Origin of the sequence: Akkermansia muciniphila (genome assembly GCF_030848305.1) — a bacterium.
GTDB lineage: Bacteria > Verrucomicrobiota > Verrucomicrobiia > Verrucomicrobiales > Akkermansiaceae > Akkermansia > Akkermansia muciniphila_A.
In genome coordinates this window covers 168009-193027 of the sequence record NZ_CP114598.1, presented here as the reverse complement: position 1 = coordinate 193027, position 25019 = coordinate 168009, and the positions used below count along the sequence as shown (strand labels likewise).

Below are 25019 nucleotides of genomic sequence, written 5' to 3'. Positions count from 1 at the left end.
AAGGTCCGCCCCCAGGCGTTTACTCATGCAGTTTTTATTTCAAGGAGCTTGTCATTCACGGTCTTCATGGTATGATCCCTGCCGATTGCGCGCCGTCCGTTCCCGGGCGCGGCTATTCGGAATACTTATGAGGAAACAGTCAACAGAGGGGCAGGAATCCTCCATCCAGCGCGCCAGGGCATTGTGGCGCGAGTATCTTCTTCCTTATAGGGGCACGCTGGCGTGGGCTGTGGTCGGAGGCGTGGTGGCCGCTGTTGCCAGCGGTTTCGGCATTCCGGTGATTTTACAGGAGATGTTTCCCGTGATTTTTGACGGGAAACCGCTGCCCCCCTGGGCGGAACGCGTGCTCTTGTGGTATGTGAGCCCGGAAAACCTGCCCCTGGTGACGGTGTGGGCCACGGCGGCCATGCTCCCGCTGGTGGTGGTGGTGCGCGGCCTGTCTTCTTTTGTCAATGTCTATTTGCTTTCCAAAATAGGGCTGGGAGTGCTGGAAACGTTGCGGCTCAAGGTTTACCGAAAGTATCAGGATTTGTCCCTGGCTTTTCACGACCGGCAGCAGAAGGGGGACCTGTTGAGCCGCCTGATGCAGGATACCCAGTTTCTCCAGGGAGGCCTGGTGCAGATTGCCAATGACCTTATTATCCAGCCCCTGACTCTTTTGGCCGCGTTAGGGTTTCTGATTTACAGGGCTTCCGTCAGCCAGCAGTTTCTTATTCTGCTGGCGAATATGCTCCTGGTAGGCGTTTGCGTGATTCCCATTCGGTACATCGGAAAGAAAATGCTTGCCCGCGCCCGGGTGGTGCAATCCAGCCAGGGGGATCTTTCCTCCACGCTTCAGGAGAATTTTTCTTCCCAGCGGGATATCCGGGCCTTTGAACTGGAACAGCAGCAGATAGGGCTGTTCAGAGACAGAATCCGCCGTTATATCCAGGCGTCTATCGGCGCGGTCAGGTGGCAGAGCCTGCTGACCCCCTTGATTGAGTTCGTCAGCGCCATAGCCATGGCCGCCACCCTGCTGGTTGGCAATATGAACGGCATGAACATGGGGGATTTTGCCGCGCTGGCCACGGCCATGTATCTTTGCTATGAGCCGGTCAAGAAGCTGGGTTCCGTCCATAACAAGGCGGAAACCCTTAATGCCGGTCTGGAACGCATCAACCACGTGCTGAATGCTCCGGATGACGTGCCCGAACCGGAAAATCCAAGAAGCCCGGAGGCATGGAAGGGGGAAGTGGTGTTCCGCAATGTTTGCTTCGGTTATCAGCAAGACTCTCCCGTCATGAGGAACATTGATCTCCGCATTCCGGCCGGACAGGTGGTGGCCCTGGTCGGGCCCAGCGGAGCAGGGAAGACGACATTCATTAATTTGCTGTGCCGTTTTTATGATGTCCTTTCCGGCAGCGTGAAGGTGGACGGCATCGACGTGCGGGAGATGGGTAAAAAGGATCTTCTTTCCCACATAGCGCTGGTTTCCCAGTATCCCGTTCTGTTCCGCGGCTCCGTGGCGGACAATATTCGCATCGGCCGTCCGGACGCTTCCGACGCGGAAGTGGAAGAAGCCGGGCGCATGTCCGCCGTGGACAGTTTTATCCATGAGACGGGGGAAGGGTATTCCCGCATGATCGGGGAAATGGGGGAAGGGCTTTCCGGCGGCCAGCGGCAGCGCGTTTCCCTGGCGAGGGCCTTTCTGAAAAACGCTCCCATCCTGGTGCTGGATGAAGCCACGGCTTCCCTGGATATGAAGAGCGAGGAACAGATTCAGAAGGAGATTGAGAAACTGGCTTCCGGCCGCACGACGTTCATTATTGCCCACCGTTTCAGCACCATCCGGATGGCGGACCGCATTCTGGTGCTGGAGAAGGGAAGCGTGGTTGCGGACGGCACGCATGAAGAGCTGATGGCTTCTTCTCCCCTGTACCGGGAACTTTACAATAAGCAGCAGATGATTGCGGAGGAGGAAGGAGGCGCCTCATGTTAAGACAGTTTTTTGAATATGCGCGGTATTTGAAGCCCGTGATGAAGCTGTTCATCGCCGCTCTGGCTGCCGGGGCTCTGGCCGCCGCCGCCAGCGGTTTCGGTTTTCCGCTGATGATTGCCAAAGTATTTCCGGTGGTATTCGACAATACACAGATTCCCCCGGAGCTCCAGGACATGATCGCCCGGCTGGTGGCCCCGGAACACATGCGCATGGCGGTGCTGCTGGCCGTATGCTCCCTGCTGCCTCTGGTCTTCGCCGTCCGGGGCATAGGCACGTTCTTCAACGTGTACTGGATCAGCATCGTCAGCATGAAAGTGCTGGAGGCAATCAGGCTGGACGCCTTTTCCAAATTGCAGACGCTGCCCCTTTCCTTCATTGACCGTCAGAAACGGGGGGACCTGATCAGCCGGCTTATCAATGACGCCGCCAACGTGCAGGGGGGGCTGGTGGTTGCGGCCAATGACATCATCAAGCAGCCCCTGACTCTGCTGACCGCCCTTGCCTTCCTGGTGTACAAGGTATTTGTTGATCCGAATACGGCTTTGGTCCTGATGAATCTGGGGCTGATTGCGCTGGCCATATGGCCCATTCGCTTTTTCGGCCGCCGCGTGATGAAGAAGTCCAAACAGGCTCAGGACGAACTGGGCAATATTACGGCCGCCGCCCAGGAGAATTTGGCCTCCCAGCGTGAAATCCGTTCCTACGGAATGCAGGAACAGCAGGTAAAACTTTTCCTGGGGCTGATTCAGCGTTTTTTCAAAATCAATCTCAGAACGGTGAAGTACAGGCACTTCCTGGTTCCCGTGCTGGAAATGGTGACGGCGCTGGGCCTGGGCGTTTTGCTGGTAAGGGGACATGAAATGGGCATCACCAAGGCTGATTTCACTGCTTTGGCCGCCGCCCTGTTCATGTGTTACGACCCTCTCAAACGGCTGGGCGTGACGCTCACCAATTTGAAGAGCGCTTATGCTTCCCTGGAGCGCATCAATTACCTCCTGAAAGAACCGGATACCATGCCGGAGGCCGTTGATCCCGTTCCTATGGGCCGCGCCGCCGGCCGCCTGGATTATGACGGCGTTTCCTTTTCCTATGACGGCGCCCGCAAGGTGCTGGACGGCATCAACGTGCATATCCGCCCCGGGGAAGTAGTGGGGCTGGTAGGGCCCAGCGGCGCCGGAAAGACGACATTTGCCAGCCTCCTTCCCAGGTTTTATGACGTTAGTTCCGGAGCCCTGCGCGTGGATGGCGTGGATGTGAGGGACGCTTCCCTGCATGATGTGCGCAAGAATATCGCCTTCGTCTCCCAGCACCCCGTCCTGTTCCACGGCACCATTATGGAAAATATCCGTCTGGGACGTCAGGACGCTACGGATGATGAGGTGGTGGCCGCGGCGCGCGCCGCGGCTGCGGACGGTTTCATCATGGGCATGCCGGACGGCTATCAAACCATGCTTGGCGACGGAGGCAGCGGATTGTCCGGAGGCCAGCGGCAGCGTGTAGCGATTGCCCGCGCTTTCCTGAAGGATGCTCCCATTCTGATTCTGGATGAAGCCACCGCGTCCCTGGATGCGGAAAGCGAGGCCCTGATCCAGCAGGAACTGGACCGGCTGGTGGAGGGAAGGACGGCGCTTATTGTGGCCCACCGTTTCAGTTCCATCCGCGTGGCGACGCGCATTCTGGTGTTTGAGGGCGGTCGCATCGTCGGGGACGGTTCCCATGCAGAGCTTTATGCCTCTTGCCCGTTGTACCGGGAGCTGTATGATCGCCAGTCCCTCTAAATAGGAGGGGATGGGGAGGAAAGCGTTTCCCGCGTCCGCGCCGGAATGAATATGGCGTTTTTTCTCAGGCCATGATGGAAAGAGCTATTGTCAAACAAGGGGCATGATGTACTATTCCGCCAGCATGAATATACTGGACGAATCCCTGATGAATGCCGTTAAAGAAGGGAAGCTTTTGGAGTCTTCCCGGACCAATATCCGCCTTCTGCTGGATGGTACCAAATCCCCCATAGCGCGCGAGGCCGTAGAAGAATTGGCCGCCGCCGGGGAATGGCAGGAGTTGAACGACCGTTTTTACAAAACGCTGGCCTTCGGCACGGGGGGGCTGCGGGGACGCACCATCGGCAACATCGTCACCCGGGCGGAGCAGGGGAACGGCGGCGTGAACGGCCGGCCGGAATATCCCTGCGTGGGGACCGCCTGCATGAACTACTTCAATGTGGGGCGGGCCATGCGTGGCCTGATCATTTATGTGAACAAACATGTGGAGGCTACGGACCCGGGCAGGAAGCCCCGCCTGGTCATCGGACACGACACGCGCCACTTTTCCCGTGACTTTGCCGAATTCTGCGCAAAAATCGGCACGGACCTGGGATGTGACATTTACCTGTTCGACAGCCCCCGCGCCACTCCTGAAATTTCCTTTGCCATCCGGGAGCTTCATGCGGATTCCGGCGTGGTGCTGACCGCCAGCCACAACCCCTCCCATGACAACGGTTTCAAGGCTTACTTCAATGATGGAGCCCAGCTGGTGCCTCCGCATGACAAGGCCGTGATCAAGGAGGTCAATTCCCTGACTTCCGAAGAATATGAACCGTTGCCGGAAGACCGGCGCGGAACCCTTCATGTGCTGGATTCCTCCTTTGACCGTATTTACATGGACCGCTTGAAAACGGTGCTGCTCCGTCCGGAACTTTTCAACAAGGGGGGAGCTAAAATCGTTTACTCCAACCTCCACGGGACGGGCGGCCATATCATCGTGCCTCTGTTGAAGGAACTGGGCTGCAACGTGCAGACCGTGGCGGCGCAGGATGTGCAGGACGGACGTTTCCCGACGGTTGCTTCCCCCAACCCGGAAAATCCGCCGGCTCTGGCCCTGGCTATTGAACAGGCGGATGCTTCCGGAGCGGACATCGTCATCGCCACGGACCCGGATGCGGACCGCATGGGGGTGGCCGTGCGCGGGGAAGACGGAAAGATGCACCTGCTGACCGGCAACCAGATCGGTTCCCTGCTGGCGTGGTACCGCTGCATGAGCATGTCCGATCTTGGCATCATCAATGACTCCAACCGTTCCCGCGCCGTGATGGTGAAAACCTTTGTGACGACGGGGCTTCAGGACGCCATCGGCCACCACTTCGGTTATGAAGTGGTCAACGTCCTCACGGGGTTCAAGTATATTGCCCAGAAACTCGGTAAATATGAGCAGGCCATTCCGGCGGAAAAACGGGAGGGCTACCGCAAGATGAGCGAAGAACAGACGCGCGCCCTGCGTCTGGAATACAGCCGTTACTTTGTCTTCGGCGGGGAGGAAAGCTACGGCTACCTGGCCCAGGACTTTGTGCGGGACAAGGACGCCAATTCCGCCGCCATCATCTTTGCGGAACTGGCCGCGTATGCGGAAAGCATCGGCAAGAGCCTTCTGGAACTGCTGCATGAACTCTTTGAGCAGTTCGGTGTATATTTGGAAATGGGAAAATCGCTGGTTATGGAAGGCGCGGACGGCGCGGCCAGAATCGCCGCCCTCGCCGCTTCCTATTCCTCCAATCCTCCCACGGAAGTGGACGGCGTAGCCGTCAGCGGCATCCGGGACTTTTCCAAGGGAGACATGGTGGATGCGGAAGGCGATCCCATTCCGGCGGAAAAAATGATTTTCGTAGATTTGGCGGACGGCCGCAGTTTTGCGGTGCGCCCCTCCGGAACGGAACCCAAGATTAAATACTACCTCTTCGGGCACGGGAAACCGGGCGCTCCTGTGAAGGAAGCATTGGCGAAAGTCCAGGCTTCCCTGGATTCCCTGTGGACGGCCGTGGAAAAAGATGCCCACAGCCGTTCCAATGGCTAAATATTGCTGATTTCTTTCCCCCGTCTACCATGTAATGTGGACGGGGGAAATTTATTTTCTTGCCAAGGAGGCGGGAATTCCGCAGTTTATAATTCTCATGACATTTACGGCCCACAAAACTCTCTCTGTGGCTGGCGCCCTTTTGGCCGGCCTTTTTCTCTCTTCCTGCTCCTCCCAGCAACAAGTTGAAGCTCCTGCGCGTCTTCCCGCCTACCACTTTGTGCCCGGCAAGACGGCCGTGCTTCACAACGGGAAAGCCATTCCCCCCAGAAATGCCCCTTCGCAGGTCAAGCGCGCCATTGCGGCGGCCAATTCCCTGGTCAACAAGCCGTACCGGCTGGGCGGGGGGCACAGGAGGCATCATGATACCCATTATGACTGTTCCGGCAGCACTTCCTTTGTGCTGAAGGAAGCCGGTCTGCTTACGTCCACCCGCCATTCCAGGCTTTTCCTGAATTACGGGCAGAAAGGCGCCGGGGACTGGATTTCCATTTATGCCAAGAATGGACACGTCTTCATGGTCATCTGCGGCCTCCGGTTTGACACTACGGGAAGCGGGCGCCGCGGAGAAGGCCCCCGCTGGAGAGTGGACGGCCGCAATACCAGACACTTCCTGGTGCGCCATCCCACAGGCCTTTGAACCGGGGCAGCGCGGAGGAAAACCGCGTTTTCTGCGTATGTTCGCGCAGGCTTTCTTGAATAATGAAAAGTAATGTGCTATCAGGTGCGAGGACGTTGATAGTTCCTTGATTTTCATGGCTAAGACAAAAATTCACGTAGGGCTTGAGATAGGGACAAGCAAGACTTGCATGGTCGTGGGCGAAGTGAAGCCCGATGCGACCGTGACAATCATCGGCGTGGGTGAGGTTCCTAGCGAGGGCGTGGTTCGCGGAGAGATTGAAGACACTTCCAAGGTCATCCAGTGCATTTACGACGCCTGGAATATGGCCCAGGACCATGCGGACGTGGATATCATGACCGTCTATCTGTCCGTGACGGGGGCTCATATTGTGGGGCAGAACAACCGGGGAACGTTCCGTCTTCCCCCGGATGAAAGCATTATTTCCCAGGAGCATATGGACGAGGTGACGGAAATCGCCCGGGACGTCGCCCTGGGGCCGGAACAATTCGTTCTGCACCGAGTGCCCGGTCTCTTTTCCGTGGACGGGCAGGAAAACCTGACCAATCCCGCCGGCTTGACAGGAAGAACCCTGGACATTGACTGCCATATCATCCACGGAATCAAATCCCGCATTACCAACTCTTTCCGTTGCGTGCGGGAAGTCCCGCTGGATATTGCGGATGTGGTTTTCGCCCCCATTGCCACGGCCCAGTTTGTGCTTAACAGGCAGGTCAAACAGGCAGGCGCCCTGCTTATTGACATGGGTGCGGGCACGACGGACTATGTGCTTTACCTGGACGGCCAGCTTGTGGCCTCCGGATGCGTGCCGCTGGGCGGCGACCACATTTCCAACGACATCACGCTGATGACCGGCATCCCTCTGGCCCAGGCGGAACTGCTCAAGAAGACGGAAGGGGACGCCAACAGCTTTTCCGGGAAAACCAACGAGATGGTGCGCGTGCGTGGAGACGGGCATATGAAGGATGCCGCCATCGAACGCAATGTGCTGAATGAAATCATCCGTTCCCGACTGCTGGAAATTTTCAATCTGGTCAAATCCTCCCTGCCCAAGGACACCTTCAAGGGCAACCGCTGCCACGGCGTTTACCTGTGCGGGGGCGCCAGCCTGATGCGCGGCGTGGGGGAACTGGCCTCCCACGTGTTCGGCGTGGCCATCAGCCGGCCTACGCTGGTTAAAAACGGAGCGCCTTCCTACCTGGATGATCCGCGCTACTGCACGGCCATAGGCCTGATACGGTATGCCCAGATTCTGGATGCCGAGCTGCCGCAGCAGCGCAGCTGGCTGGGACGGATGCTGGGCTTCTTCGGAAAGAAGAACTCCTGATCAACCTTTATCCAAATTAACAACCATGCTGGAAATTTCTCCCCAGGGGCCGTCCGGCCTGCCCGGAAAAATCTGCCTGTGCGGCATTGGGGCCGCAGGAACCAAGGTAATGGAGGAAGTGCTGCTGCTGGCTCCCCAGCCAGTTTCCGTTTGCGCCATGAATCTTGATGCCCGGCTATTGAACGCCTCAGCCGTTCCGTGCAAGGTCCATTTGGGCGCCAGGCTTACCAGGGGACTCGGTTCCGGCGGAGATGCCTCCGTAGGAACTCAGGCGGCCTGTGAAAGCGAATCTTCCATTCTCCGTGCTTTGGAAGGCAGCGCGTTGACTGTTCTTGTCGCCGGGCTGGGAGGGGGAACGGGGTCCGGCGTAGCTCCGGAAGCGGCCCGCCTGGCCAAGGAGCAGGGGGCTTATGTCGTCAGCGTTGTCATCCGTCCCTTCAGGTTTGAAGGGGAACGGCGCGCTGCCCAGGCGGATGAAGCTTTGGCCCGGCTTGCCCTGTATTCCGACATGGTGCTGCGGTTTGATAATGACGCCATGGAAAGCCTCATAGACCCTGACAAGGGGGTGCTGGAAGCCTTTTCCGTGGTTAATGCCCTTATTGCCCGCGCCGTGCTTATTGTGCCGTCTCTGTTGAATTCTTCCGGAACTCTGCTTCGGGTGGGGCTGGACGACCTGCTCAGCGTAGCCGGAACGGGAAAAGGGATTTGCACCTTTGGCGTGGGTGAAGCGTCTGCGGATGCGTCCGTGGCGGATATATTGGACCAGGTCCGTCATTCACCGCTTTTTCTGGAAAAACGTTTGGGAGAAGTGGACGATGTCCTGGTTCTGGTGCGCGGCGGAGGTTCCCTGACGCTGCAGCGTCTGGAAGACCTGGTGGACGGTGTGGCGGAAATCCTGGGAAGGGGCGTGCGCCTCCACATCGGCGCTTCCGTGGCGCAGCAGCCGGAAGACCGCCTGTCCCTGACCGTGCTGGGCGTCGTGCCTGTGGTAGAGCCGTCTGTTTCCCCGTCTGTTGCGTTTCAGCGGGAGGCGGAGCCGCAGACAGTGCTTGTGCCGGAGGAAAAATCTTTCCTCGGAGAGGGAAAAACTATTATTCAGCCCGCGCCTCCTGCCCCGGTTGACGAACCGGAACGGCATCCGGAGCCGGACCTTTCTGTCCCCGTCCCCAAGAGGGATGAACGTGAATTGGAAGAGGAACTGGTGCCTGTAAGGCCTGTCTCCGATATGCCGGATGCGCAGGAAACGCTTCTGGAATCCGCGCCTGTTGCGCAAAGTTCTGAAACGGAGGCGGAGTTGGAATCAGACACGATGCCTGATATCAAGGAACTGGAAGAGGGCTTGCCTCCGGAGGAAGGGGAAGAAGAGCGTGCGGGCCACGGCCTTTTTGCCCGTGTGCGTCCTCTCATTCTGGACGGGGAAGACCTGGATCTGCCTCCCGCTCTGCGGAAAAGGAAACCGGATCCGAGCTGATGATGTCCCCCCGCACGTCCAAGGTGTGGTTTTGGGCGCTGACCGCAGCCGCCTTATTATATACGGCGCTGCTCAGCTGGTGGAGTCCTCTCACTTCTGACACGTATCATCATGCCCTGACGGGCATGGAGCACTGCTTCTCTTCCAGCATGGTTTGGGAACGCTGCGTAGCCTCCTACATGACCTGGAATCCCAGAATCGGGGAATACCTGGCCTTTGCCGTAGCGACGGCGGGGAAATGGCTCTTCATGTTGATCAACCCCTTTGTGCAGGTCGGCCTTGCGCTGATGATGTTTTATCTGGCTTCCGGGTGCAGGGTGGATCCCCGTTCCTGGCCGGACGTGCGGCTGTTCGGATTGGGGCTTCTCCTCCTGTTCACGTGCACGGCCCGGCCCGGCGTCACGATTTACTGGCTCTCCGGCGCCACCAACTATTCCTGGGGCGCCGCCGTCTGGCTGGGCTTTCTGTGTCTGTACCGCGGTTTGCTGGAAGACGCGGAATCCGGGAGAAAAGGGGATGCCGGAAAGAACAATGGCTGGGGAAAGTTTGCCGCTGCGGCTGTTCTGGGATTTCCGGCGGGCATGACCAATGAAAACAATATTCCGGGAACCTGGCTGTTGCTGGGAGCCTTGTTCGTCTTTGTCCGCCTGGTGCGGAAGGAAAAACTTCCCCTGTGGTTTTATGCGGGTCTTGCGTTTCAGGTGGCAGGTTCCCTGTGCATGCTGCTTGCGCCCGGCATTTCCGCCCGGATGCATTCCGCCACTCCCGGCTGTGCGGAACCCCTTTCCGGTTTTTGGAGCAGATGGGAAGCTCTCCCTTCGCTCCTGCTCCGGATGCATGAATACCTGGCTCTTCCGGTGTTGCTGGGCGTGGCGGCTGCCTGGGTTCTCTGGAAAAAATTCCACAGAGACCGGAACTCTTTCCGGGCATGGAAAATTCCCTTTGGAATAGCGGCGGCATATATTCTGGCGTCTTATGCCATGGCTCTTTCTTTCGCCGCCGCCGTCATTCCGGCGGACCATGCCATGTTTTCCGCCACCCTGCTGTTCGGTATCGGCGTGCTGGCCCTTCTTCGTATGTGGTACGGCATCCCCGGTGCCGTGCCCCGTCCGCAGATAACTGTGGCTGTTTTTCTGGCGTTGTCCGGAATATGTGTTTTTTCAACCATTCATGATCATCTGCTTCTGTTCGGGCAGCATGAAAAGCGCGTCCGCCTGATTCTGGAGCAGAAAAAGGCCGGCATGCAGGAAATCATTGTTCCTCCCCTCTCTCCTCCCTCCCCGTGGTGCTCTTTCATTTTCTGGGTGGACCTGTCTCAAAACCCGGAAGACTACGTCAACAGAGGCGCGGCAATGTATTATGGCGTGAAGAGCATCAGAATCTTGTAGCAGGCAAAGGCTGCGGGATGTTAGAATTTTTTGCTGTTGAATAATGGAAAATGGCAATGGGATATCATTCGCGTCTGATGGTGACTGTTGTTAACAATATAAAAAATCCTTTTAATAGGTCGCATGGTTTTCCTGTACGGTTGTTGCCGCAGACGTGGAACATGCCCGTTTCCCCCCAGTCGTGGGATTGGATATGTTCATGGCGCATCCATGATGGAGAAGGGGGAGAGGGAACGGAACGTCTTGACGGCCGCGAAATCATGGAAGTTCGGTGCCATTTCAGTTTTTCGGCATTTTACAGGCAGGACATCTGGGGGCCGCAGCGATGCCATCTCGTGACGATTTCCAAATTCGGCTGCTGTGTGGATCGGGATACCGTAATGAAGACAGCAATGACAATGGTAAGTATCATTTGGAAAAGAGATTGGAGCCTGCGTTTGTGGAGATGCTGGTCCGCTTTTATCCGGGGCAGGCTGGTGAAGTGGTCAAATATCTTAAAAAGGCCGGGTACGCTGATCAGGAAATCGGAGACCTGATTGACCGGACTGTAGGCCGCGATGGAAAAACGGAGTTTTTATATAAGGGCGGCCGGGGGCGCCAGCACGATAGAAAGATCAAGTCCCGTGGCTCCGGGCATATGAAATAACATGGAGGATTGGAAACTTCCCGGAAATTTCATTGTTTCGCCAGGGACGCCAGGGGGCATGGCAGACGGGAGCAGGCAGATTCCGGGATGCCGCGTTATGAAAGAAACGGGGGCCGCGGTATGTTCTAATCCATCGGAATTGCATAGGAGTTCAATTTGTGGAACTCTCCGCTTTGGGGGCCTTCGTCGGTAATGCCGTTGTTGGGGGCGGCGTAGGTGTCTAGGGTCATGGAATCCGGGTAAATGGTCAGGATGTAGTAGGCCGTGATGCCGGAGCGGTATTGCAGGGTTTTTACCCGGGATTTTGCCGGCGGCAAAAAGGGAAAGGGGAGCACCTTGTTTCCCGCGGGGGCGCAGATCAGGGAGGTAAGGGTGTTTTTTCCGTCCGGGGAGGTAATTACATACAGGTCATGGGCGTGCAGGTGCCCGGTGACGACGAAGCGCACTCCGGCATCCCGGAGATTACGGTAAAAGATATTTTGCTGTTCCGCCGCGCTGTCATTGTAACGGCCCCACAGGCATTCCCGGAATTGCATGGGCGTCTGCAGGGTGCGGTGGGTGAAAACCAGGCAGTGCCGCGGAACGGTGTTGGCCTTGCTTCTGTTGCGTTTGACCCATGCGCTGAAGTCCACGAGCTGGTCAGGGGTGAGGTCAATATCCATGAAATACAGGGAAGCGTTTTTATGGCGGATGCCGTAGTTCAGTTTTCTGGTGGCCAGCCCTTGGACGCCCTGCTTCCGCGTAGGCAGGAAGAGTTCCCGGAATTGTTCCGCCCGGAAAGGAAGGGAGTCATGATTGCCGCGCACGGCGTAAAAGGGGATGCCTTTTTCCCTCAGAATGTTGTTGAGTTCCTTGCGTTTGGACAGACCCTTGACGGGGGCGCTTCCTTCAATATCCGCCATGTCCCCTACCTGGACGACCATGTCCACGTTGTGTTTCAGGATTTCCCCATAGAGGGTTTTGATAAAGTTGACTGCTACTCCCTCGCTTCCTTCCATGCGCTTGGGGGAGTCATGCGTATCGCCGATGATCGCGATTTTCCATGGGGCGGGGTCCTGCGCTTGTACCGCCTGAAATAGAAAAATAAAAAATAGCGCAAGATATTTCATGGCATTCCGTTTTTGCAATCCGTTTATTTTCCCGACCAGCAAACTATGCGTGCGCCGGAAAAGCACCGCACGATGGTACTGTTCCCTTGCGGAGGGCTGGCTGACGGCGCGCCGAAAGAGTTTCGCTCTTTTTCAATAAAGAAGCGTTTGCCTATTCCGGCGGCCGTTGACTGAAGAAAAAACATCCCTTGCCTGGCAAGAGAAGCGCTCTTCCGGTTTTTCTCCATCAGTGGGAGACGGAGTTTGAAAATATGTTGATGACCAGCACCCCGGCGATGATGAGGAGCAGGCCTGAAATCGCCGGCAAGTCCAGGTGCTGTTTAAATACAGTCCATCCAATGATGGAAATCAGCACAATTCCCATTCCTGACCAGATGGCGTAGGCAATGCCCACCGGGATATTTTTTAATACCAGGCTGAGGCAGTAGAAAGCGCCCGCATATCCAATGACAGTTATTGCGGAAGGCAGGAGTTTGGAAAATTGTTCGCTTTCTTTCATGAAGGAGGTAGCTACGGTTTCCAGCACAATAGCCAACGCCAGAAAAAAGTACGCTTTCATGTATTATTGTTTATGCATTTTTTCTTTGGGGTGCTCTTGATGATGAGGCTTCCGTTGGTTATTATTGGACTTGCAGGGCTTTGGCCTGTTCTTCCGTGAGCTCCACGCAGTGCCAGGGAAGGCCGCGCTTGTTAAGTTCGTCCATGAAGGGGTCCGGATCATTTTGTTCCATGTTGAAGACTCCCGCGCCAGTCCATTTGCCCGTAAGGATCATTTCCGCGCCGATCATGGCCGGAACCCCGGTGGTATAGGAAATGGCCTGGGAACCTACTTCTTCAAAACATTGTTCATGGTCGCAAATGTTGTAAATGTACACAGCCTTGAATTGGCCGTCCTTGATTCCGGTGATGACGTTGCCGATGCAGGTTTTTCCCCTGGTCGTCTTGCCCAGGTCCCCGGGGTCCGGCAGTACGGCCTTGAGGAATTGCAGCGGGATGATTTCAACTCCGTTGTACATGACCGGGTCAATGCGGGTCATGCCCACGTTCTGAAGCACTTCCAGGTGCTTGAGGTAGTTCGGTGAGAAGGACATCCAGAATTGAGCCCGGCGGATGGTGGGGATGTGCTTGACCAGGCTTTCCATTTCTTCATGGTACATGCGGTAGATTTCATAGGTGCCCACTTCCTGCGGGCAGGCGAAACTCCGGTGCATGCTCATGGGGGCGGTTTCCCGGAAGGCTCCTTCTTCCCAGTGGCGGCAGGGCGCCGTTACTTCCCGGATGTTGATTTCCGGGTTGAAGTTGGTGGCGAAAGCCTTGCCATGATTGCCGCCATTGACGTCAATGATGTCCAGCGTATGGATTTCATCAAAGTGATGCTTGAGGGCCCATGCCGTAAAGACATTGGTGACGCCGGGGTCAAAGCCGGAACCCAGCAGGGCGAAAAGCCCGGCGTTGCGGAATTGCTCCTGGTACGCCCATTGCCAGGAGTATTCGAATTTGGCTACGTCACGGGGTTCATAGTTGGCGGTATCCAGGTAGTTGACGCCGGTTTCCAGGCAGGCTTCCATCAGGGTGAGGTCCTGGTAGGGCAGGGCCACGTTGATCAGCAGCTGCGGCTTGATTTCCCGGATGAGGGTCACGGTAGCGGGCACGTCGTCCGCATCTACGGAATGGGTAGTGATGCTGACGCCCGTTCTGGAGCGTACGTCCTCCGCAACGGCATCGCATTTGCTTTTCGTGCGGGAGGCCAGATGAATGCTTTGAAAAATGTCCGGCAGCTGGGCGCATTTATTGGCTACCACATGTCCAACGCCGCCTGCTCCAATGATTAAAACCGTATTCATGATAGGTTCAGTACATAAGTGAAAACAGGCTGAAAGGCAACCCCTGATTTTGTGCGACAATACCCTTTTCCCTTCGGTTCGGCCCGGCTGTGACTTTGGTTTCCGGAAAGCATTTTTTCCCGGGAAATGCTTTCCGTCTGGAATTTTCCAAAAATTATTGAACAAGGGATTGACGCGGGCTGTCCGATTTTACAATATCAAATTGTAGATATGATTAGACAAATTCTGCCAGTAGTTGTTGCCGCCTGCGTCGCTCCCTGTTTTGCCGCGGAAGGGTGGATTACCGATATGGATGCCGCCAAAAAACAGGCCGCCGAACAGAAAAAGGATTTAATGATCGAGTTCACCGGTTCCGACTGGTGCCCTCCCTGCATGCAGCTCCGCGCCAACGTATTCAGCAAGCCGGACTTCCAGAAGGAAGCGCAGAAAAATTTCGTTCTGGTGGAGCTGGATTATCCGCGCGGCAAGGAACAGTCCAAGGAAATGAAAGCCGCCAATGAAAAACTTGCCCAGCAGTACGGCGTGCGGGGATTCCCGACCGTTGTGTTTGCGGACGCTTCCGGCAAGCCTTTTGGGGGATTTGTCGGGGGGCGTTCCGGGGATGATGTCATGAAAGCCATGCAGGATGCCCTGAAGAACAAGGAAGCGCTAAGCGCCGCGGAAGCGAATGTCGCCAAGGCTGCTACGGATGAAGCGAAGGTTGCCGCTTTGATGGAAGTGCTCAAGCTGGCTCCTAAGGAATATGTGGACAATTTTTATGGTGACGTGAAAGCGGAAATCAAGAAGCTGGACAAAGAGGACAAGTCCGGCTTGAAAGCTGCAGACGCCCATGCTGACCTGCTTAAAAAGGAACAGAAGGACGTGCAGAATTATCTTGCCGGCAAGCTGACGGACAAGACGACGCCTGCGGAAGCCCTTCAGGTGGTTAAGGCGTATCCCGACCGTGACAAGCTTCTGCCGGAAACACAGCAGCAGTTGCTGATGATGGAGTTCGGAACCTATCTGAATTCCACCGGTGATGTGGACGGCGCCGTTTTGATTCTGGATAAGGTGGCCGAATTGAAGCCGGGAACGGAAATCGGGATGCAGGCCCCTCGCATCAAGGCCGGCGTTCTTGCCAACAAGGATAAGATCAAGGCCCAGATTGACGCCGCCAAAAAAGCGCAGAGCAAATAATTAAAGCTGCTTTTTCCTTTCCCCTGATTTGGGAATCGGCCCCGCAACGGTTTTCTGCCGTTGCGGGGTTTTTGCTTTCCCTCTGTTTCTCCGGTTACTCAAAAGGGATGACGGAAAGGAGACATGGTGGCTCATGAAGGCCGCTGTTTTCCTGCGGCACGCGTTGCCGGCGCATCCTGCTGCGGGAGTGATGAAAGTCAGGATTCGCTGCCGATTCCGTCAGGTCGGGTATATGGGCTAAGCAAGAGTGTCGTGTGGCGGCAACACTCTTCTCCGGCATTAAAAATCCGGTCCAGGAGAGAGTGCGGGAATAGCATGCTGTTGGGTTATTGAAGTTTGATGACGGTGTCCAACCTGTCCCAGGTGACACCCTCGGGCAAAGTGATTTTGTACTGGTTTCCTTCCTTTTCAAGCCTGACGGCTTTTCCGTTTCCGATGCCGTCCACAATGAGGGTCGCTCTCGTGAATTTTTCCCCGATATCTTTGATGAACAGGGGGGTATTTCCCTTTAGCTCTTTTCCTTGTCGGGCAATCAGCGGGCTGACGTGAAGATAAACGGTTTTTTTGCCGTTGTGATCCGCCCTGTAGCAGCTGCCTCCCCATGGCTGGTCCCTGTAGGGGCCTCCGCGGGTGTTGTAAATAGCCTCCCTGTAGAGAGCAATCCATTTTCCCATGGACAGGAAAGTTTCAGTCTGTTTCGGATCAAATGTTCCCAGTGGAGTGGGGCCGATGTTGTAAAGCAGGTTGCCGTCCTTGACAATGTTATTGATCAGGAATCTGATAGAGGTTTCGACGGGCTTGGGTATTGCCTTGGATGTGTAGGACCAGTTGCCCGTCCAGCGGGTGCCGGGGATATCCGCTACGGTCATGCAGCTTTCCCAGGGCGTTTGGGTATTGAAGGGGCCTAGCTTGCATTCCGGCGTCAGGAAATCCCCTTTCAGGTCGTCGGGCAGCGGTTCCTTATTGCCTCCGCGGGTGCTGTTCATGCGGTTGTTGATCAGAATGTCCGGCTGGTACTGCTTGATGCGGCGCATCATAGTGCGGGGATCCCACTGGTTGAGGGAGCTATTGCCCAGGCTGTCGAACCAGAGCACATCCACCTGGCCGTAGCGGGTGAGCAGTTCGCTGACCTGGCCGAAGTAGTATTCCAGATAGCGGTAGTGCTGGTCGGTCAAGTAGTAGGGATTGTACCAGTCTCGTCCAGAATAATAAAATCCCAGTCTGAGCCCGGCCGCATGAACTGCCGCCGCGAATTGTTCCACGATGTCTTTGCCGTAGGGAGTGGCGGCAATGGTGAACGTGTCGTAGTCGGAGGGGAAGTTAGAGAAGCCGTCGTGATGCTTGGTGGTCAGCACGGCATATTTCATACCGCTTTTTTTGGCGACGGACATCCATTTTCTGGGGTCATATTGCTTGGGGGTGAAGCGGCGGTGGGCGGAGTCGTACTCAAAGTCTACAGTATTGTTATGGCCGCTGGCGCTGTCTTTGGGACGCGCAGCATTGCGTTCCCAGCTTATTTCCCGTTCCAGCAGGGAAGAAGGGTTCCAGTGAACAAACAAGCCGAATTTGGCATCCCGAAACCATTTTAACTGTTTATTATCGGCCTTGAAATCGAAGAGTCCGTTGACGGCTTCATTAATCAGGTCACGGTCTTCTACTGGAGAGAAGATGTCTTTTTCAGGAGAGAGAATCACCAGCCCTTCCGCCATGGGCTGCATGCGAAAGTTTGGTACGGGAGATTTTGCCTTGTCTCCCAGCCAGAGGTTGAGTTGCAGAACCCTGGCCACATTATTTATTTCATAAGCTTTCTGTCCGGCTGCTTCCTCCATGATTTCATCGGGCAGTTCCCTGTTGAAAACGGCCTGTACAAAGGGTTGGCTGATATAGATTTTCCCGTTTTCCCGGAAAGGTCTGATATCTTCGGGCAGAGGGATTCGTTTATTTCCGGCCATCGCGCAGGGAGCTCCATGCAGCTTGTCCGTATTTACGGTAAAGTATACGGCGTTTCGGAGTTTTTCAGATAGTTCTTTTTGAAGCTCGTCCACATTTTCCCGGTAGCTCCTGCCGGGATGGAAACGGTTATTGATGCTTTCCGCCTGTTTTTCCGTGATGACCGGGCCGATCCACTGGCTGGCAGCCGCGTCTTTGGTTCCGCAGCCCACAATAATCCGGAAATATTTTCCTGCATCCTTGTCCGTCAGGGTGTAGGATTCCGCATCACGGCCCTGCTGAACCACTACGGTTTTTCCGTCCCGGACATCTGCTTTTTCCCACCGGATTACGGGATTGGCGGATTCTCCGTCAGGCGCGCTGTAACGGCTTTCCAGCGTAGTTCCGACTATTTCTTCACCATTAATATAAGGTCTGAGCCACGAGGCGGTGACGGCATTTCCTGCCTGAATGGAGATTATCCCCACGAGTACGGTCAAGATACGGGATGTTCGGTGTTTGAATTTAAACATGGGAAAGATTTAGAGGAGGAATAACCGGGGGAACAGGATAAACCCCCCCGTTTTATAAAAGACCAACAAGGAAGAGGGGCTTCTTTCTTTCCGTGAAATTTTATGTGTATGATGATCGTACGAAAGAAAATATATTGTTAAGCCGCAGAACTGAGAGCCGGGCGGGATAAAGGTTCCGGGGGGCCTTCCGCTCCTGGTCGGGCGCTCCGGCCGTTGTGGATTTGCCGCCGTATTTCTTGACGTGAAGCCTTGCGTACGGGAAGGAAACCTGACAGAATCCCGCCATGCGCCTGTTCATGATGTTCTGTGTGATGCTTTTGCTCGCCGGATGCGATACGCGCACGAGCGTGGAACGGGCTCAGGAGGCAGGAGTGCTCATCGTGGGCAATAATGCGGAGCCCCAGAGTTTTGACCCCCACATCGCCACTTCCGTTTCCGATTTCAAGATGATCAATGCCGTCATGGAGGGGCTGCTGCGCGGGGATTCCAGGGATGATGCCGTTTTTCATCCCGCTGTGGCGGAGTCGTGGACGCACAGTCCGGAGGCGGACAAGTGGCGTTTTGCCCTGCGGAAGGGAACCGTGTGGAGCGACGGCGTTCCTGTGACGGCTCATGATTTCGTTTATGCCTATCATCGCCTGCTTCATCCGGGGTTTGGCGGGAGGTACGCGGACATGCTTTATCCGCTGAAGAATGCGGAAGCCTATAACCGGAACAGGCGCAGCCTGCTGCTGTGCGGTCCCGGTTCCCGGCTGGCCGGGGAAGAGGGGTTGGATGAGAAAGTGTTGGCCGGGGTGGATTGGGAGAGGCTGGACGGCATGGGAGCCGGTGAGCTGGAGGCTCTGCGGGATGCTCCTTCCCTGATGGAGTGGCCGGCCGGGATGCCGGAGGAAGGAGCGCGGAAGATTGCGGCGCGGATGTTGGAGGATGTTCGGGCCGGAAAGCCGGATTTATGGGAGGAAGCCCGCGTGGGCGTGCGCGCCGCGGATGATTATACCCTGGAGATGGAGCTGCGTTCCCCGATGCCCCAGCTTCCCCTGCTGCTGCTTCACTGCACCTGGTTCCCGGTTCCCCGCCATGCCGTGGAAGCCCGCGGCGGCATGCTGGACAGGACGGGGGGATGGATGCGGCCCGGAGCGGCCGTAGGGAACGGACCTTTTCTCATGGCGGAGCACCGGTTCAATGATTATGTGGAGGTGCGCCGCAATCCCCGGTACCGGAACGCTTCCGCCGTCCGGCTGAATGGAGTCCGTTTTCTTCCTACCGTGAACGGCTTTACGGAAACCCGCATGTTTTTCAACGGCAAGCTTCATGTCACCAACAATGTGCCTCCGGAGATGACGGCTTATGCCCGGGAGCGCGGAGGGGATGATTTTTGCCAGGATGATTATTACGTGACTATTTTTTACCGTCTGAATACGTCGCGTGCGCCTCTGGATGACACCCGGGTCAGGCGGGCCCTTTCCCTGGCGGTGGACCGGGAGGCCCTGGTGCGGGATGTGGTGTGCGGCGGCGGCCAGCCGTGCTTCGGCTTTACGCCGGACGGCGCCGGATACAAGACGCCGCATGGGGTGGAGTTCAATCCGGAGAAAGCGCGTTCCCTGCTGGCCCAGGCCGGTTTTCCCGGCGGGAAGGGGTTTCCCCGGCTGGAGCTGATGACTACATCCCGCGAAGTTCAGAAGACGATGGCGGAAGCCATCCAGGGCATGTGGAAAAAGCATCTGGGGATTCATGTGGATATCCGTTCCTGTGAGTGGACGGCCTACAAGTTCGCGCAGAATTCCATGCAGTATGATTTTAGTTCCTCCTCATGGTCCGGGGATTATCTGGACCCTTCCAGTTTTCTGGATTTGTGGGGTTCCGCCTCCGGGAACAATAATACGGGCTGGTCTCATCCGGAGTATGAACGCCTGCTGGCGGAGAGCCGCGCCACGGGAGACCAGGAGAAGCGCATGGCCCTGCTGGCCCGTGCGGAAGCGCTGATGCTTTCCGAATCCCCGGTGATTCCCCTGTATTGGGCCAAACGGTCCTATTTGAAGAGGCCGGAGGTGCGTGGGTGGCGTCCCCTGCTGCTGGACAACCATTTGTTTGAGGATATCAGCCTGGACGCCGACCGGGAACATGGGAAGGAGGCCGCGCCTTGACCAGGATGATTCTGAAACGCCTGGGGCAGGGGCTTCTGGTCCTGCTGGTGCTGGAGACCGTGACGTTTTTCCTGATACGCCTGTTGCCGGGGCACCCCTTCATGGGGGAAAAGAAGCTGCCGGAGCATGTCCTCCAGCAGCTTCAGGCCAGTTACGGGCTGGATCAGCCCTCCCTGGTTCAATACGGGCGTTACTGGTGGAACATGCTGGCGCATGGCGACCTGGGACCGTCTTTGGTGAAGGAAGGCGTCAGCGTGGCGGATATGATCGGCCAGTCATTTCCTGTTTCCCTCCAGCTTGGCGTCATAGGCATGGCTATTTCCATTCTGGCGGGGATTCCCGCCGGAATCGTGGCGGCTCTGTACAAGAACCGGTGGATGGATTGGTGGGTGATGCTGGTTTCCATGGCCGGCATCTGCATTCCCGCCTTTGTCGTGGCTCCGGTGCTGGGCGTGGCTCTGGGCATGCATGTGCCCGGCTTGAGTGTAGCCGGATGGGATTCTCCCGGTTGCGTGGTGCTCCCGGCTTTGACGCTGGGTCTGGTGAATGCCGCATATCTGGCGCGCCTGACGCGCGGCGGCATGCTTGAAGTGCTGGGGCAGGATTTTATCCGGACGGCTCGGGCCAAGGGGGCGGGGCCTTTCCGTACGGTTTGGAAGCACGCTTTGCGAGGCGGCCTGATTCCGGCCCTTTCCTATCTGGGGCCTGCTTTTGCCGCCATGATTACCGGTTCCTTTGTGGTGGAGACCTGCTTCCAGGTTCCCGGCATGGGCCAGCATTTCGTGAACGCGACAACGGACCGGGATTATTTTCTCATCCAGGGCCTTGTTCTGTTTTACGGTATTCTGATCGTCGCGGCCAATCTGGGTGTGGACCTGGTGCAAATGGCCGTCAACCCGAGATTGAGAAAGGAATCATGAGAAGAAGAGGATGGAACAGGACGGAGGAACAGGGTTCCTCCCTGTGGAAGGACGCCTTTTTGCGTCTTTCCCGCAACCGGGCGGCCATGTTTTCCCTGCTGGCGCTGGCGCTGATTGCGGCGGTCTGTTTTCTGGGGCCCCTGCTGCCGTGGCTTCCGCATCCTAATGTGCAGGATTTGTCCCGGATTGCGGAAAGCCCTTCCTGGGGGCATTGGTTCGGCACGGACCAGCTTGGGCGGGATCTGCTGGCGCGCGTGTTGTACGGCGGCCGCATTTCCCTGCTGGTGGGCGTGGTCGCCACGGGCGTTTCCCTGGTGATCGGCGTGGCGTACGGACTGGTTTCCGGTTATGCCGGAGGCAGGCTGGACGCCCTGATGATGCGCCTGGTGGATGTGCTTTTTGCCCTGCCGTTCATTGTGCTGGTGATTATTTTTTCCCTGTCCGTGGAGGAGCCGGCCCGGAGGCTGACGCAGTGGGTTTCCGGCATGACGGGCTGGTCTGTGGAAATGGTGAGCCCCATGACCGGGCTGATTCCCCTGTTCATCGCCATCGGCGCTTTGGGTTGGCTGACGCTGGCGCGCATTGTCCGCACGCAGACGATGGAGCTGAAAGGGCAGGAGTTCGTGGAAGCCGCCCGCTCCCTGGGCATTGGTCACATGAAAATTCTGTTCCGCCATATTGCTCCGAATTTGTTCGGAACCGTCATCGTGTACACGACGCTGGCCGTTCCCGGCATCATGCTGCTGGAAGCCGTTCTGTCCTTTCTGGGGCTGGGCGTGAAGGCTCCCAATTCCTCATGGGGAACGCTGATTAAGGAAGGTGCGGACCGCATGGAGGTTAGTCCGGAATTGCTTCTGTTCCCGGCGCTCCTGTTTTCAGCTACCCTGCTGGCGCTGAATTTCCTGGGGGACGGCTTGCGGGACGCTCTGGATCCCAAGTCCTCCAGGGATTGATATTTTTAAGTAAAAATCATGAAGATTGCGTTAACGATTTCCATGCTGGTGGTCTCCAACGTTTTTATGACGTGGGCGTGGTACGGCCATCTGAAGAAGGGTTCCGGGGCGGATGACAAGCCTCTGCTGATGATTATTTTGATGAGCTGGGGATTGGCGTTCTTTGAATATTGCTTCATGATTCCCGCCAACCGCCTGGGCAGTGCGGGCGGGCTTAACGTGGCCCAGCTCAAGATTATGCAGGAGGTGATTACCCTGTGCGTGTTTATTCCTTTCGCCCTGTTCTACATCGGAGAAAAATGGAAGTGGGATTACCTGTGGGCGTTTTTATGTGTATTGGGGGCCGTTTTCTTCGTTAACAGGGAGCGTTTGCTCGGGTGACAGACTTTTTCCGTTCGCATTCCCGTCGCCGGGCTGTCTTACCATGAAGAAAGATGAAGATGAACATCATTCCTGTTTTTGCCGCGGCAGCCTCAATCGTTCTGGCCGCAGGCTGCCACCACGAGCATGATTATTACCGTTCCGGGCCGCCGCGCCATGATCATCATGATCGTGACGGCTGGAATCACAGGCGGACAAGGCCGGTTCCCAAGCCGCGCCCGCATTACATAACCGCCAACCACGCTTCCTATCCCCGCCTGTACCAGCTTCTGTAGAGTTTGCGGGGAGCTTCCGCAGCAGGAAGGAGGCCGGGTATCATTCTTGTGATATGGAACAGGCGGGAGGGCCGCGCGGGGAAAAATCCTGCACCGGGGTGTCGTTTATTCCGCTCTCCGGGGTGGAATCCGCTCCTGTTCTTCCGTTCCTTTTTCCTCCTGTCGGGACCGGTGGCGGGAACTCCCTGATCGCGTTCGATGAGCCGTGCACAGGATATAGGCTTGAAAAGGCGCGGCGCCCCCGGCACTCTATGCGCCAGATCAATGACTATAGATGAGCAATTAGACATATTGATGGGCGGTACCGCCGTCGTGATCAGCCGCGAAGAGCTGAAGGAGCGCCTCAAGCTGGGCCGCCCCCTGCGCGTGAAGCTGGGCGTGGACCCTACTGCTCCGGACATCCATTTGGGCCATACCGTGGCTATTGAGAAATTGCGCCAGTTCCAGGAACTTGGCCACCAGGCTGTTTTGCTCATCGGGGATTTCACCGCCACGATCGGCGACCCTTCCGGACGTTCCGTGACCCGCCCCCCCCTTTCCCGTGAACAGGTGCTGGAGAATGCGAAGACATATACCAAGCAGGCGTTCAAGATTCTGGACCGTGACAAAACGGAGATCGTGTACAATGGGGACTGGTTCCGCAAGATGACGTATGAGGAAGTGCTGAGGCTTAATTCCCGCGTGACCATGCAGCAGATGCTGGCCCGGGAGGATTTCAAGGCCCGTGTGGAGAGCGGCAGGGAGGTACGTCTGCATGAGATGCAGTATCCGATTATGCAGGGCTGGGATTCCGTGGAAATCCGCGCGGATGTGGAACTGGGCGGGACGGACCAGCTTTTCAACATTCTGGTGGGCCGCGACCTTCAGAAGGAGGAAGGCATGCTGCCGCAGATCGCCATGACGATGCCTCTTCTGGAAGGTCTGGACGGCGTGCGGAAGATGTCCAAGTCCTACGGGAATTACGTGGGCGTGGATGAGGCGCCGGAGATGATGTTCGGCAAGATGATGAGCGCCAGCGACGAACTGATGGACCGCTATTACCTGGTGCTGCTGGGCGAGAAGCGGGACATGGGATTGCATCCGATGGAAGCCAAAAAGCTCCTGGCTTGGAAAATCACGGCCCGCTATCATGATTCCGCCGTTGCGGATGCCGCGCGTTCTGACTGGGAAACCCGTTTTTCCAAGAGGGACTTGGCCGCCGCGGATTTGCCGGAAGTGGAGATTGCCTCCCTGCCTGCCGGCATGAATGCCCTGGCCCTGGTTTCCTTCCTGTTTGAAAACGTTTTCCAGGTGAAAAAATCCAATGGTGTTCTCCGCAAGGAGCATTTCGCGCCCGGCGCCATCCAGTTGAATGATGTGAAAATGACAGATCCCTCCGCCGTTTTGGAACTGGCTCCGGGCAGCGTCCTGCGCCTGAGCAAGAAGCATGCTGTGCGTTTCAAATAGAACGCCGGAGGCGGCATTGACCTTTTCCCTTTTCCATGCCGGGATTCCTTGCCAAATTGGATCGCTTCACTATCGGCCTCATCGTCAGTGTGGGCGCGGGGATTCTGGTTCCCTGTTCCGGAGTATGGGATACAGTGTTCAGCCGCCTGAGCGATGCAGCCATCATTCTGCTTTTTTTCCTGTACGGGGCCAAGCTTTCCCGCCGTTCCGTATGGGAAGGGTTGATGCACTGGCGCCTTCAGGGGCTGGTGGCTGCGAGCACCTTTGTCATTTTCCCCCTGCTGGGCATGGTCAGCATGCCCTTGTGGAGTCGTGTGCTGGGGCCGGATTTGTGCATGGGCATGCTGTACGTGTGCATGCTGCCTTCCACCGTGCAGTCCAGCATAGCGTTCACTTCCATGGCGGGCGGCAATGTGGCCGCGGCCATTTGCTCCGCCTCCGTTTCCAGCCTGCTGGGGGTGTTCCTCACCCCCTTGCTGGTGGGGCTGGTGTGGTCTCGCGGAGGGGAAGGAGGCGTGGATTTTTCCACTTTTCTGAACATCTGCTATATTATTCTGGTGCCTTTTGTGGCCGGCCAGTTCGCCCAGCGTTGGATCGGCAAATGGGTGGTCGCGCACCGGAACCTTACTTCCTGGACAGACCACAGCACCATCTGGCTGGTTATTTACACGGCGTTCAGCCATGCGATGATTAACGGCGTATGGAAAAATCTGCCTTGGCTTTCCCTGGTGGAGGTCCTGGCTTTTTGCGGCCTCCTTCTGGCCGCGGCCCTGTGGCTGACGGCTTTCCTTTCCCGCAGGCTTCATTTTTCCCGCGAGGACCGCATTGCGATTATTTTCTGCGGCTCCAAAAAGAGCCTGGCTACCGGCATTCCGATGATGAACGTGATTTTTGCCGGAGCCCCCATCGGACTGCTGGTGATTCCCATCATGGTGTTCCACCAGCTCCAGTTAATGGTCTGCTCCTTCCTGGCCCGGAAGTGGGCGAAGGATGTGGGAAAAGGGGAGCAACTTTAA

20 protein-coding genes are annotated in these 25019 nt (G+C 56.8%); 16 read left to right on the top strand and 4 right to left on the bottom strand.

All coding sequences use genetic code 11. The annotated features are described in order from the left end of the window. Window positions 1-127 precede the first annotated feature (127 nt). From O4G22_RS00830 to O4G22_RS00795, 8 genes are all read left to right on the top strand, one after another. Complete coding sequence (locus O4G22_RS00830) at window positions 128-1978, top strand: ABC transporter ATP-binding protein (RefSeq protein WP_306701935.1); 1851 nt, start codon at window positions 128-130, stop codon at window positions 1976-1978. Beyond that, entirely contained in the window at window positions 1972-3756 is a 1785-nt protein-coding gene (locus O4G22_RS00825; protein ID WP_094135614.1) for an ABC transporter ATP-binding protein, read from the top strand. The genes O4G22_RS00830 and O4G22_RS00825 overlap by 7 nt, the downstream gene beginning before the upstream one ends. 124 nt (window positions 3757-3880) lie before the next feature. Continuing rightward, a complete protein-coding gene (locus tag O4G22_RS00820; protein ID WP_306713894.1) occupies window positions 3881-5821 on the top strand; it encodes a phospho-sugar mutase in 1941 nt (646 codons plus the stop codon). Between the two features lie 127 nt (window positions 5822-5948). Continuing rightward, a complete protein-coding gene (locus O4G22_RS00815) occupies window positions 5949-6461 on the top strand; it encodes a hypothetical protein (RefSeq protein WP_046436133.1) in 513 nt (170 codons plus the stop codon). 115 nt (window positions 6462-6576) lie between these two features. Continuing rightward, window positions 6577-7788: a cell division protein FtsA gene (gene ftsA, locus O4G22_RS00810; RefSeq protein ID WP_128154263.1), complete on the top strand. Its 1212-nt coding sequence runs from the start codon at window positions 6577-6579 to the stop codon at window positions 7786-7788. Between the two features lie 25 nt (window positions 7789-7813). Beyond that, window positions 7814-9259 carry a cell division protein FtsZ gene (locus tag O4G22_RS00805; RefSeq protein ID WP_306701933.1) on the top strand — a complete coding sequence of 482 codons (1446 nt, stop codon included), beginning with the start codon at window positions 7814-7816 and terminating at the stop codon, window positions 9257-9259. Then, window positions 9259-10647, top strand: a complete 1389-nt coding sequence (locus O4G22_RS00800; RefSeq protein WP_306701932.1) for a DUF6056 family protein — start codon at window positions 9259-9261, stop codon at window positions 10645-10647. Before O4G22_RS00805 ends, O4G22_RS00800 begins: the two co-directional genes overlap by 1 nt. Before the next feature lie 271 nt (window positions 10648-10918). Beyond that, the gene (locus O4G22_RS00795; protein ID WP_295979907.1) at window positions 10919-11293 is read left to right on the top strand and encodes a hypothetical protein; all 375 of its coding nucleotides are present in this window, start codon (window positions 10919-10921) and stop codon (window positions 11291-11293) included. A 125-nt stretch (window positions 11294-11418) separates the two neighbouring features. Here O4G22_RS00795 and O4G22_RS00790 read toward each other — a convergent pair whose 3' ends face one another. From O4G22_RS00790 to O4G22_RS00780, 3 genes are all read right to left on the bottom strand, one after another. Then, window positions 11419-12402, bottom strand: coding sequence for a metallophosphoesterase family protein (locus tag O4G22_RS00790; protein ID WP_306701931.1), 984 nt, complete (start codon window positions 12400-12402; stop codon window positions 11419-11421). A gap of 226 nt (window positions 12403-12628) precedes the next feature. Further along, window positions 12629-12961: a DMT family transporter gene (locus O4G22_RS00785; RefSeq protein WP_295979911.1), complete on the bottom strand. Its 333-nt coding sequence runs from the start codon at window positions 12959-12961 to the stop codon at window positions 12629-12631. A 61-nt stretch (window positions 12962-13022) separates the two neighbouring features. Beyond that, on the bottom strand, window positions 13023-14246 hold the full coding sequence (locus O4G22_RS00780) for a saccharopine dehydrogenase family protein (RefSeq protein ID WP_306701930.1): 1224 nt from the start codon (window positions 14244-14246) through the stop codon (window positions 13023-13025). 210 nt (window positions 14247-14456) lie between these two features. Between O4G22_RS00780 and O4G22_RS00775 the strand changes: the two genes are divergently transcribed. Then, window positions 14457-15422, top strand: coding sequence for a thioredoxin family protein (locus O4G22_RS00775; protein ID WP_306713893.1), 966 nt, complete (start codon window positions 14457-14459; stop codon window positions 15420-15422). 326 nt (window positions 15423-15748) lie between these two features. Here the strand turns inward: O4G22_RS00775 and O4G22_RS00770 are convergent, their stop codons facing one another. Continuing rightward, on the bottom strand, window positions 15749-17884 hold the full coding sequence (locus tag O4G22_RS00770) for an alpha-L-fucosidase (RefSeq protein WP_306701927.1): 2136 nt from the start codon (window positions 17882-17884) through the stop codon (window positions 15749-15751). A 284-nt stretch (window positions 17885-18168) separates the two neighbouring features. On the opposite strand from O4G22_RS00770, the gene O4G22_RS00765 reads away from it, so the two are divergent. The 7 genes from O4G22_RS00765 (at window position 18169) to O4G22_RS00735 (ending at window position 25019) form a co-directional block, all read left to right on the top strand. Continuing rightward, window positions 18169-20028: a peptide ABC transporter substrate-binding protein gene (locus O4G22_RS00765; protein WP_306701926.1), complete on the top strand. Its 1860-nt coding sequence runs from the start codon at window positions 18169-18171 to the stop codon at window positions 20026-20028. Window positions 20029-20033: 5 nt separating this feature from the next. Beyond that, entirely contained in the window at window positions 20034-20948 is a 915-nt protein-coding gene (locus O4G22_RS00760) for an ABC transporter permease (RefSeq protein WP_094135640.1), read from the top strand. After that, window positions 20945-21901 (top strand): ABC transporter permease, encoded by a 957-nt coding sequence (locus O4G22_RS00755; protein WP_297405707.1) that lies wholly within the window; start codon window positions 20945-20947, stop codon window positions 21899-21901. Before O4G22_RS00760 ends, O4G22_RS00755 begins: the two co-directional genes overlap by 4 nt. Window positions 21902-21916: 15 nt before the next feature. Continuing rightward, window positions 21917-22282 (top strand): DMT family protein, encoded by a 366-nt coding sequence (locus O4G22_RS00750; protein WP_164917489.1) that lies wholly within the window; start codon window positions 21917-21919, stop codon window positions 22280-22282. Between the two features lie 59 nt (window positions 22283-22341). Further along, window positions 22342-22557 (top strand): hypothetical protein, encoded by a 216-nt coding sequence (locus O4G22_RS00745; protein ID WP_297405708.1) that lies wholly within the window; start codon window positions 22342-22344, stop codon window positions 22555-22557. 264 nt (window positions 22558-22821) lie between these two features. Continuing rightward, the gene (gene tyrS, locus O4G22_RS00740) at window positions 22822-24003 is read left to right on the top strand and encodes a tyrosine--tRNA ligase (RefSeq protein ID WP_306701925.1); all 1182 of its coding nucleotides are present in this window, start codon (window positions 22822-22824) and stop codon (window positions 24001-24003) included. Window positions 24004-24038: 35 nt separating this feature from the next. Beyond that, on the top strand, window positions 24039-25019 hold the full coding sequence (locus tag O4G22_RS00735; RefSeq protein WP_022198683.1) for a bile acid:sodium symporter family protein: 981 nt from the start codon (window positions 24039-24041) through the stop codon (window positions 25017-25019).

Bases quoted from the DNA above. Each gene is read 5' to 3' on its own strand.
- O4G22_RS00735 (WP_022198683.1), top strand. From the start codon at position 24,039: ATGCCGGGATTCCTTGCCAAATTGGATCGCTTCACTATCGGCCTCATC.
- O4G22_RS00785 (WP_295979911.1), bottom strand. From the start codon at position 12,961: ATGAAAGCGTACTTTTTTCTGGCGTTGGCTATTGTGCTGGAAACCGTA.
- tyrS (WP_306701925.1), top strand. From the start codon at position 22,822: ATGACTATAGATGAGCAATTAGACATATTGATGGGCGGTACCGCCGTC.
- O4G22_RS00745 (WP_297405708.1), top strand. From the start codon at position 22,342: ATGAACATCATTCCTGTTTTTGCCGCGGCAGCCTCAATCGTTCTGGCC.
- ftsA (WP_128154263.1), top strand. From the start codon at position 6,577: ATGGCTAAGACAAAAATTCACGTAGGGCTTGAGATAGGGACAAGCAAG.
- O4G22_RS00825 (WP_094135614.1), top strand. From the start codon at position 1,972: ATGTTAAGACAGTTTTTTGAATATGCGCGGTATTTGAAGCCCGTGATG.
- O4G22_RS00820 (WP_306713894.1), top strand. From the start codon at position 3,881: ATGAATATACTGGACGAATCCCTGATGAATGCCGTTAAAGAAGGGAAG.
- O4G22_RS00780 (WP_306701930.1), bottom strand. From the start codon at position 14,246: ATGAATACGGTTTTAATCATTGGAGCAGGCGGCGTTGGACATGTGGTA.
- O4G22_RS00765 (WP_306701926.1), top strand. From the start codon at position 18,169: ATGCGCCTGTTCATGATGTTCTGTGTGATGCTTTTGCTCGCCGGATGC.
- O4G22_RS00800 (WP_306701932.1), top strand. From the start codon at position 9,259: ATGATGTCCCCCCGCACGTCCAAGGTGTGGTTTTGGGCGCTGACCGCA.
- O4G22_RS00805 (WP_306701933.1), top strand. From the start codon at position 7,814: ATGCTGGAAATTTCTCCCCAGGGGCCGTCCGGCCTGCCCGGAAAAATC.
- O4G22_RS00755 (WP_297405707.1), top strand. From the start codon at position 20,945: ATGAGAAGAAGAGGATGGAACAGGACGGAGGAACAGGGTTCCTCCCTG.
- O4G22_RS00775 (WP_306713893.1), top strand. From the start codon at position 14,457: ATGATTAGACAAATTCTGCCAGTAGTTGTTGCCGCCTGCGTCGCTCCC.
- O4G22_RS00760 (WP_094135640.1), top strand. From the start codon at position 20,034: ATGATTCTGAAACGCCTGGGGCAGGGGCTTCTGGTCCTGCTGGTGCTG.
- O4G22_RS00790 (WP_306701931.1), bottom strand. From the start codon at position 12,402: ATGAAATATCTTGCGCTATTTTTTATTTTTCTATTTCAGGCGGTACAA.
- O4G22_RS00770 (WP_306701927.1), bottom strand. From the start codon at position 17,884: ATGTTTAAATTCAAACACCGAACATCCCGTATCTTGACCGTACTCGTG.
- O4G22_RS00830 (WP_306701935.1), top strand. From the start codon at position 128: ATGAGGAAACAGTCAACAGAGGGGCAGGAATCCTCCATCCAGCGCGCC.